The organism is Pseudonocardia yunnanensis (genome assembly GCF_039534065.1).
Classification (GTDB): domain Bacteria; phylum Actinomycetota; class Actinomycetes; order Mycobacteriales; family Pseudonocardiaceae; genus Pseudonocardia; species Pseudonocardia yunnanensis.
The window spans coordinates 1-7,756 of sequence record NZ_BAAAUS010000033.1 but is presented as its reverse complement, the minus strand read 5'-3'; the positions used below and the strand labels follow the sequence as shown (position 1 = coordinate 7,756).

Sequence of the window (7,756 nt, the reverse complement as noted above, 5' to 3'; positions counted from 1 at the left end):
GGATTCCCGCTGACAGGCGCCGCCAGAAAGCCGGCACCGCGTCCGGATGCCGCCGCGCGCGCCGTCGCCGAGGCGTCCACGGACACGGTCGACGAGTCGACGACGATCCGCGGCGCCCGCTGATGAAACTCCTGGGCTATGACCGGTACGTGTCCCAGGGCGGGGACTGGGGCTCGGTGGTCTCCGAGGTGCTGGCGTCGATGCCGCCCTGGACGCGACCCGCTGGAGGACGGATTCATGGCTCCCGCAGCTGCGGATGCGTTACGTCGGCTACTGGATCCAGCGGGCCGAGGACCCTCGGTTGCTCGCTGGGCGCGCGCTACGTCGCCGATATCGCCCGGCCGGGAGCGGTGGAGATCGCTGTGCTGGCGGCCGCACTCGCTGGCCCGCGCACCGCCTTGCACTCGCCGTCGCCGCCCGCAATGGCGCTGCTGCCATAAGCCCAGGAGTGGCGGCTGGACCGAAACGGGCACGCAGCCCACGTCGACCGGGAGCCGGTACTGCCCGCCGAGCCCAGGCGCAGCCTGCGCGGCCCGGCTCAACACGGGTTTGATCCACCCTGAAAACGGATGAGCCCCCTGACAACGGGGTTGGCAAGCACCGCCCTGGCGACCCACCTCCAGTTCACAGCACGATACATCGGGCACGTCACCGCTCAGACGGATCCGGCAAGCGGTGCGTGTGTTCCGAACGACCGCATGTGGTAGGTCAGCGGCTCGACATGAGCCTTGTCGACGGCCAGCACCGCCCCGATCACGATGACGTGATCGCCACCTTCGACCAAACCCGCGACGTCGCAGGCGAGCCAACCGGACGCGCCCACCAACCTCGGGACCTCGCTATCCACCTCCCAATCGACCCCGAGAAACTTCTCCGCACCCTTCTGCGCGAAGCGGGCCGCGAGCTCGGAGTGCGACGAGCCGAGCACATTAACGCCGAACCGGCCGGTGCGCCGCACCCGGGCAAGGAGATCCGATCGTCGATCGAGACACGCCATCACCATCGGAGGCTCCATAGACAACGAGGCGAAGGCCCCCACCGTGGTCCCGTGCGGCGTTCCCCGCTCCAACGCAGTCATGACCGTGACCGGCGTGGCCACCCCAGCCATCACCTCACGAAATCGCTCCTGAAGCGGTGTGGTCACCTTGGTCCTCCCGGACAAGCTTGGGTCAGTCGGCAAATACCCGCAGCTGATCATGACTCCCACCGTCGATCCCCCCAACCTGCACAACCAGCGCCATCACGACACCTCCGGTCACGATGAAGCAACGTGCGCTGCCGAGTCACGGCGAAGCCCCGGCTGTGACAGCCGAACGCTGCAACTAGCTGGCTGCAGTCTGTCCGCGTCCAGCCTGTACCCAAAGAACGGCGTCCAACGCTATTGGACAACGAAGGTGCCATTGGGCCAGTGCCCGTTAACATTGCGGCCATGACCACTTCACTGGTAGCCCCAGAGGGGCATGAACGCTGACGCGGCATCCCACGACCTGGTCGTTGCGACGGTCTCTGCGCTACAGGGTCAGCTCCGGGCGGACGCGGCGCAGCAGAACCGCGAGCGTCTACTGACGGAATGCACCGTCGCTGCGCTGCGAGAGAACTGCCTGCTCCGGCTCACGTTCCCGGTCGTGGTGAACAGTTTCGAGACAGCAGCCGATCCCCGACTCAGGCAGTTGATGCAGGGCCCGGTGCACCACCTGCATGCCTATGTGCGAGAGATGCGGCCAACGATGGCGAAATGGGAACGCGCGATCGCGTTTCTGACCGAGACAGGACAAACCTGTAGCAACACTCGAAGGAACCATGACGAACGCGCAGCGAGTCAACATTGGCAAGCAGCACCCGCACGCCTACAAGGCCCTGATCGCCCTGTCGACGGAGGTGGAAGAGAACGCCGCCGCGGCAGGCCTCGACCCGCTCCTGGTTGAGCTGTTGAAGATCCGCAGCTCCCAGATCAACGGCTGCGCGTTCTGCCTGCGCATGCATACCCGCGACGCCCTCAAGAAGGGCGAAGACCCCGACCGAATCGCTGTGCTGCCCGGATGGGAAGAGACCGGCTACTTCTCCGAGGCCGACCGCGCTGCCCTCCACCTGACCGAGGCGATCACACGTGTGTCGGACGGGCACGTCAGCGACGAGGAGTACAACGCCGCCGTGGCCGCGCTCACTGCAGACCAGGTCTCGGCGGTCGCCTGGCTGGCCACGGTGATGAACGCCTTCAACCGCGTCGCGATCACCAGCCGGTACCCTGTCGCTGGCTGACCTCGCCCTGAGTGGCGGCTGTTGCCAGGCGCCAGCAGGCTGGTGACCTCAGCAAGGACCTCCGGAGAGGGTTTGAGTAGCGGCGAACGCTCTCCGACTTCTTGTGCCAGGACTTCAGCATCAGCAGCAATGACGCGCCTTGCTCACCGAGGTGGGTCTCCACGCGGTCGATCCACAGGTCGTCGCTCACGTCTCGGGTCCTCTCAGGGGGCGGGCCGACCCCGGGCTGGTTCCAGCGGGACCCTGTGCTGAATGCCTGGGGGTCTCCCCATCAACCTCGTGCCCTGTGCACGGTTATCTTCCAGCGGCGTTACTGAACGGGTTCACGGACGGTACGCCGAGGTCAACGGAATCCGGTTGCACTACGTGATCGGCGGGGCATGAGACCTGTGTGCTCCTGCCCGGATGGCCCAGGACGTGGTGACAGTTCCACAAGATGATGCCCGCGATCGCAGAGCGGTATAAGTTGATTGCCGTCGATATCCGGGGCATGGGCGATTCAGACAAGCCCGCGAGTGGATACGGCAACAAGACACTGGCCTCCGACGTCTACGAGCTCGTGCGCGCGCTCGGCTATGACAGGAGAGATCGTTCATACTGCCGCGTCCCGCACCGTTGGACAGCGTTCTAGCTGAAAGCAGTTCGGCCGATTACGGCTGGGAGACATGAGCGGCGTGCTTCAAACACTGGTGGCGAACTCCGACCTCACAGACGTGCTGGCCGCGACCATCGCTGCCCTCCTCGACGGACTCGCATGGTGGAGCGACTTCGTGACGTTCCTACTTCACTAGCAAGTCGTCGCAAAATACATCGTTCCGTCACGCGAGCAGTGCTCCCGGTCGGCGGTGGAGTCTCAACCCCCGCACACCGCCATGCGCCTTCTCCGGGAGGTGATCGACACGCTCCGGCCTCCTGCGACATCGTCCGCGCTCGATATCTCCCGGCCGGATCGCGGGAGCCCCCGATGGGCAAGCGTGGTTGCCTCTCGCAGCACACCAGAGGCTGCAGACGGCAATGCATTCGCCAGTAATGTCTCGATACGCGCAAAGACAGCCACGATACTCCTTAAATCAGTCCTGACTCGGTGCGAACCGGCTCACACGAGGTAGGAGCCGCGCATGAGCGCTCACACATTGTATGAATCGACCGCTCCGGCGGTGCCGGTAGCGATCTGATCGGCTGCGAAGGCGCGAACTGGCCCGGCTGATCGAGGCAGGACTACGCGTGCCTCCCGCGTCGTCGTCTCGCCGGCCTTCCGCGCGGCCGTCGTTGCCGAGCTGCTGCCGGAGATCCACACGCTCCCCGGCGGGATGGTGCGCGATGCCGCTGCCGAGGAGCTGGAGGTCGTCGGCAGTCGGTACCGGCAACGCCCTCGCCGCGACCAAAACCGGCCAGCGCGTCCGGGTCGGTGGTGACACGGGCGGGGTCACAAAGGCCGGTCGTCAAGGCCGTCGACACGACCTGACCTCGCAGCAGAACATCACTCAGCCGTGTCGGGTGCGGCGGCCAGGCTCGCGCAGGGCCAGGACGAGTACACCGTCCGGTGCCCTCGCGCGGCTCCTGCTCCGCGAGCGCGACCGTCCCGTCCAGGACCTGGTCGATATGGTCGTGGACACGCTGGCCCCCGAGGCCCCGACGACGACGTCACCTTCGCCATCCGGTTCCCCGAGAAACCAGCGCCGACGGGGCCGGTGCGGGCCGCAGCGCGTTTCGCCGCCCCTCGTACGCGGCTACGTACGACAGGTGAGCAGCGCGGCCGGAAGCCGAGGTCTCCTCGACCCGGCGCCTTGAACGACAACAGCGAGAATCGGCAACTTGAGCACTTCAGTGCATATGGATTACGATCTACGATTCATCGGTTTACGTTCCGGCGTGTTGCGAAGAATTCAGCGTCCAGTAGGGCCGGACGTGATCCAGCTGATCCCCAGGGATGGGTGAAGACTGCACGCCATGACTACACCTCTCCCACCCATTTCGCCCGAGGTCGGCACCGAGGCCCCTGACTTCACGCTCAAGGACCAGAACAATCAGGACGTCACGCTCTCCTCGTTCCGGGGAAAGAGCGCTGTGCTCCTGGTCTTCTATCCGTTCGCCTTCTCCCCCATCTGTCAGGGCGAGCTCTGCTCCGTACGGGACGACCTCTCCGAATTCCAGAACGAGAAAGTGCAGATCCTGGCGATCTCAGTCGACCACCCTTACACGCTCAAGGCATGGGCGGACGCGCAGGGCTACAAGTTTCCCCTGCTGTCCGACTTCTGGCCGCACGGCGAGCTCACCAAAACCTACAGCGTGTTCAATGACACGCGGGGCATAGCCGTGCGCGGCACGTTCCTCGTCGACAAGGAGGGCATCGTGCGGTTCAGCGAGGTGAACCAGCCCAGTGACGCCCGCAACCTGGACGGCTGGATGAAGGCGGTGTCCGAGCTGGCCGCCTGACGGTCCCGGTCGATTCGGGTCCGGGAGACCGAACCTTGGGCGCGTAGCTCAGTGGAAGAGCATTCGGCTTTGAGCGGTCGCCGGTCGACCCCTGCCGCGCCCCCACCAGCACAGGTCCCCGCTCCTAATGGGGCTGCACCAGTGGTAGGCCAGGCTGGTGTCCGAGCCGCCAGCCGGTGAGCACTGCTCGCTCCGGATCCGATGGTCGAGGTCCAGGTCTAGATCGTTCCCCGGCTGGTGGGTGAGGCGCCTGCAGGGCTGGTGGGATGTCGTGCCCTGTGAGCACTGATCCATTAGGTCGACCCGGTCTCCTCGCAGCTCACAGCGCGGCTCGCTGGACTGGTCGGAGTGAGGGGGACGGGTCAAGGGTGTCGTTCGTCGGTGACGACTGGGCTAAAGATCATCACGACATTGAGATCGTCAGCGAGCACGGTGACCGTCTGCGCGATGCCGGCTGCCCGAGGGTGTGGCTGGGATCGCCGCGCTGCACGCGGTGGTGGCGGATCACCTCACCGAGGATGGCGAGCCGGATCAGGTGATGGTCGGGATCGAGACCGACCGCCGCCCCTGGGTCCAGGCCTTGCTCTGTGCCGGCTACCTCGTCTACGCAGTCATCCGCTCCAAGCGGCCCGCTACCGCGAACGACACGGCACCTCGGGCGCGAAGAGCGACCCCGGGGATGCGCACGTATTGGCCGAGCTGGTGCGACTGGACCGGGGCCCATCACCGCCCCGTCGCCGGGGACTCCGCGATCGCCAAACACGTCAAGGTTGTGGCGAAGGCGCACCAGTCGATGGTGTGGTCGCGCCAACACCAGAGCAACACGCTGCGCTCGATGCTGCGCGAGTACTACCCCGGCGCACTGACGGTGTTCGGAAGCGATCTCGCCGGACGTGACGCGCTCGCGGTGCTCGCCCTGGCCCCCACCCCCGCCAAGGCTGCCCGACTGACCGAGCACCAGATCGCCGCAGCGCTGCACCGGGCCGGGCGGCAACGCAACATCACCACCCGCGCAGACGAGATCGTCGCCGGGCTGCGCGCACAGCAGCTGCCCGCCCGCCCCGGGGTGGTCGACGCGTACGCCGCCGCCGCGCAGGCCTTGAGCGCCGTGATCACCGAACTGGCCCGCCAGACCACCATCCTGCAGAGCGAGGTCGAGGCAGGTTTCGGCCGGCATCCGGACGTTGAGATCTACCTGAGCCAGCCCGGGCTCGGCAGGATTCTCGGTGCCCGGGTGCTTGCCGAGTTCGGCGACGACCCCCACCGCTACCTCGACGCGAAGGCCCGCAAGAACTACTCCGGCATGGCCCCGATCACCAAAGCCTCCGGCAAGTCCCGGGCCGTGCTGGCCCGCCACGCCCGCAACCGGCGTCTAGCCGACGCCCTCTACCAACAAGCCTTCGCCGCCCTGACCAGCTCACCCGGCGCCCGGACCTACTACGACACCCACCGCGCCCGCGGCAACGCGCACCACCAAGCCCTACGCACCCTGGCCAACCGCCTCGTCGGCATCCTCCACGGCTGCCTCCGCCACCACACCCCCTACAACGAAACCCTCGCCTGGGCAGCACACACAAACCCGACCGCCACTGCAGCTTGACCACCTACGCCCGTGGGATGTCTAGATCGGAGCCCGCGGGTCGTGGAATCACTCGTTGTGTCACGGTCACTGCTGTCGCAGCCGTCGGTGGGGTCGGGAGCACCACCACGACCTCGTCGATGACCCGCCGGCGACCACGCTTCGGGCGATCCTCCAGACCGCCCAGACCCTCGGCCGCATAGCGCGTCCTCCAGCCGATCACCGTTGGCTTCGACGCCCCGACCCGCTCGACGATGTCCTTCACCGCCGCCCCGTCCGCGGCCGGCAACACAATCCGCGCACGCGCCAGACCCGCCCGCAGCGAGGGGGGAACGCAGCCACGACGCGAGGACCTCGCGATCATGGGGCGGCACGTCCACGGTCACAGTCAACGGCACGCACCTTGATCCCCAGAAGCAGGAACCCAAAGCAAATCAATCTAGTTACCGCGGCACCAGCTGCTATACACGCCGTGTCGAGGAGTAATTGATCTCGGTTATAGCGTCGGCAAGGCTGCCCGCAGGTCGAGTTTCGGAGGTTGAGGGTGGCTCACAAGCCGAGTGTGGTCGTGCGGGCTCTGTTGATGGACGAGTTGCGCATCGTGTCCCCGTCGGGAACTCTTTGCGCAACCGATGCGAGATCTGCTGCGTGCTCGAGGTCTGCGCCCGCCGTCGGTCCTGGCTCTAGCCGTGCCGCGCCTGATCCAACGGATCTCCGGCGGTGTTCCCGCAGGTAGTCGGCAGCGCTGGCATCGCTAGCGGCTCGCATCGAACCGGAGACCCGGAGTTCAGCGAGCGGATCGATGGCCCGTTCCAGCCCAGGTAAGCTCCCGGTCAGCAGATCCCGCAACCTGTCGAGGCCGCGGCCCCAGTCGGCCGTCAGGTCTTCGCGTGGACGTATATTCGAGCCCGCTCGACCACACCAGGGCGTCGCCGGCCGTCAGCTGGGCTCCGGTCAGCGGGTTGCGGGCTGATTCAACACTCACCCGAGCATCTTTGGCATCCAATTTCGCTTGGCCCCCGGAACATCCCGGTCATCCGGTTGGGCCACCTGAAACGGCGCGCAAACGACGCCCTGCAGCTGACCCTACATGTCGGTGAACGCGACAAGCACGGTTGTCGATCGATCCCTCGTCCACGCCGACGTGCAGCTGGTCAAGCGTGAGCATCCCGCCTGGTCTCATGGGTTCGAGGGTCTCGAGATACTTTTCGTTTCCTGTGATCGAGGATCTCACGGCGTATCGGTAGGCAGCTGCCGCTCAAGGCTGGTGGGCTCCTCTCCGGTGCCCGTTTCACGCACCGGCCCGGTGAACCAGCGACGCGCGGACAGCAGGTACCAGCCACCGAAAAATACCAGCGCCCCACCCACGGTGAGCGGCGCGTAGTTGACCACGTTCCAGTCGAAGTCGGCGGCCCCCGGGATGCCCTTGGGGGAGACCGGCATCAGGAAGAGCAGGCAGACGATGGCGATCCAGGCGACCGC

The 7,756-nt window shown here is 66.3% G+C and carries 7 protein-coding genes and 2 pseudogenes; 6 read left to right on the top strand and 3 right to left on the bottom strand.

Features of this window, described 5'->3' with window-relative positions; genetic code table 11:
* Positions 1-655 precede the first annotated feature (655 nt).
* Entirely contained in the window at positions 656-1,198 is a 543-nt protein-coding gene (locus ABD743_RS28850; protein ID WP_344725503.1) for a flavin reductase family protein, read from the bottom strand.
* A gap of 262 nt (positions 1,199-1,460) precedes the next feature.
* Between ABD743_RS28850 and ABD743_RS44610 the strand changes: the two genes are divergently transcribed.
* The 6 genes and pseudogenes from ABD743_RS44610 (at position 1,461) to ABD743_RS28825 (ending at position 6,295) form a co-directional block, all read left to right on the top strand.
* Entirely contained in the window at positions 1,461-1,925 is a 465-nt protein-coding gene (locus ABD743_RS44610; RefSeq protein WP_379659414.1) for a dioxygenase, read from the top strand.
* Entirely contained in the window at positions 1,825-2,259 is a 435-nt protein-coding gene (locus ABD743_RS28845; RefSeq protein WP_379659416.1) for a carboxymuconolactone decarboxylase family protein, read from the top strand. The genes ABD743_RS44610 and ABD743_RS28845 overlap by 101 nt, the downstream gene beginning before the upstream one ends.
* Positions 2,260-2,695: 436 nt before the next feature.
* On the top strand, positions 2,696-2,890 hold the full coding sequence (locus tag ABD743_RS28840; protein ID WP_344725500.1) for an alpha/beta fold hydrolase: 195 nt from the start codon (positions 2,696-2,698) through the stop codon (positions 2,888-2,890).
* Between the two features lie 34 nt (positions 2,891-2,924).
* A complete protein-coding gene (locus ABD743_RS28835) occupies positions 2,925-3,050 on the top strand; it encodes a hypothetical protein (RefSeq protein WP_344725499.1) in 126 nt (41 codons plus the stop codon).
* A 1,180-nt stretch (positions 3,051-4,230) separates the two neighbouring features.
* Complete coding sequence (locus ABD743_RS28830; protein WP_344725502.1) at positions 4,231-4,695, top strand: peroxiredoxin; 465 nt, start codon at positions 4,231-4,233, stop codon at positions 4,693-4,695.
* 368 nt (positions 4,696-5,063) lie between these two features.
* Positions 5,064-6,295 (top strand): annotated as a pseudogene (locus ABD743_RS28825) (IS110 family RNA-guided transposase).
* Positions 6,296-6,299: 4 nt separating this feature from the next.
* Here ABD743_RS28825 and ABD743_RS44605 read toward each other — a convergent pair.
* Entirely contained in the window at positions 6,300-6,638 is a 339-nt protein-coding gene (locus tag ABD743_RS44605; RefSeq protein ID WP_379659413.1) for a helix-turn-helix domain-containing protein, read from the bottom strand.
* Positions 6,639-7,504: 866 nt separating this feature from the next.
* Positions 7,505-7,756, bottom strand: a pseudogene (locus ABD743_RS28820) (hypothetical protein); the annotation flags it as partial.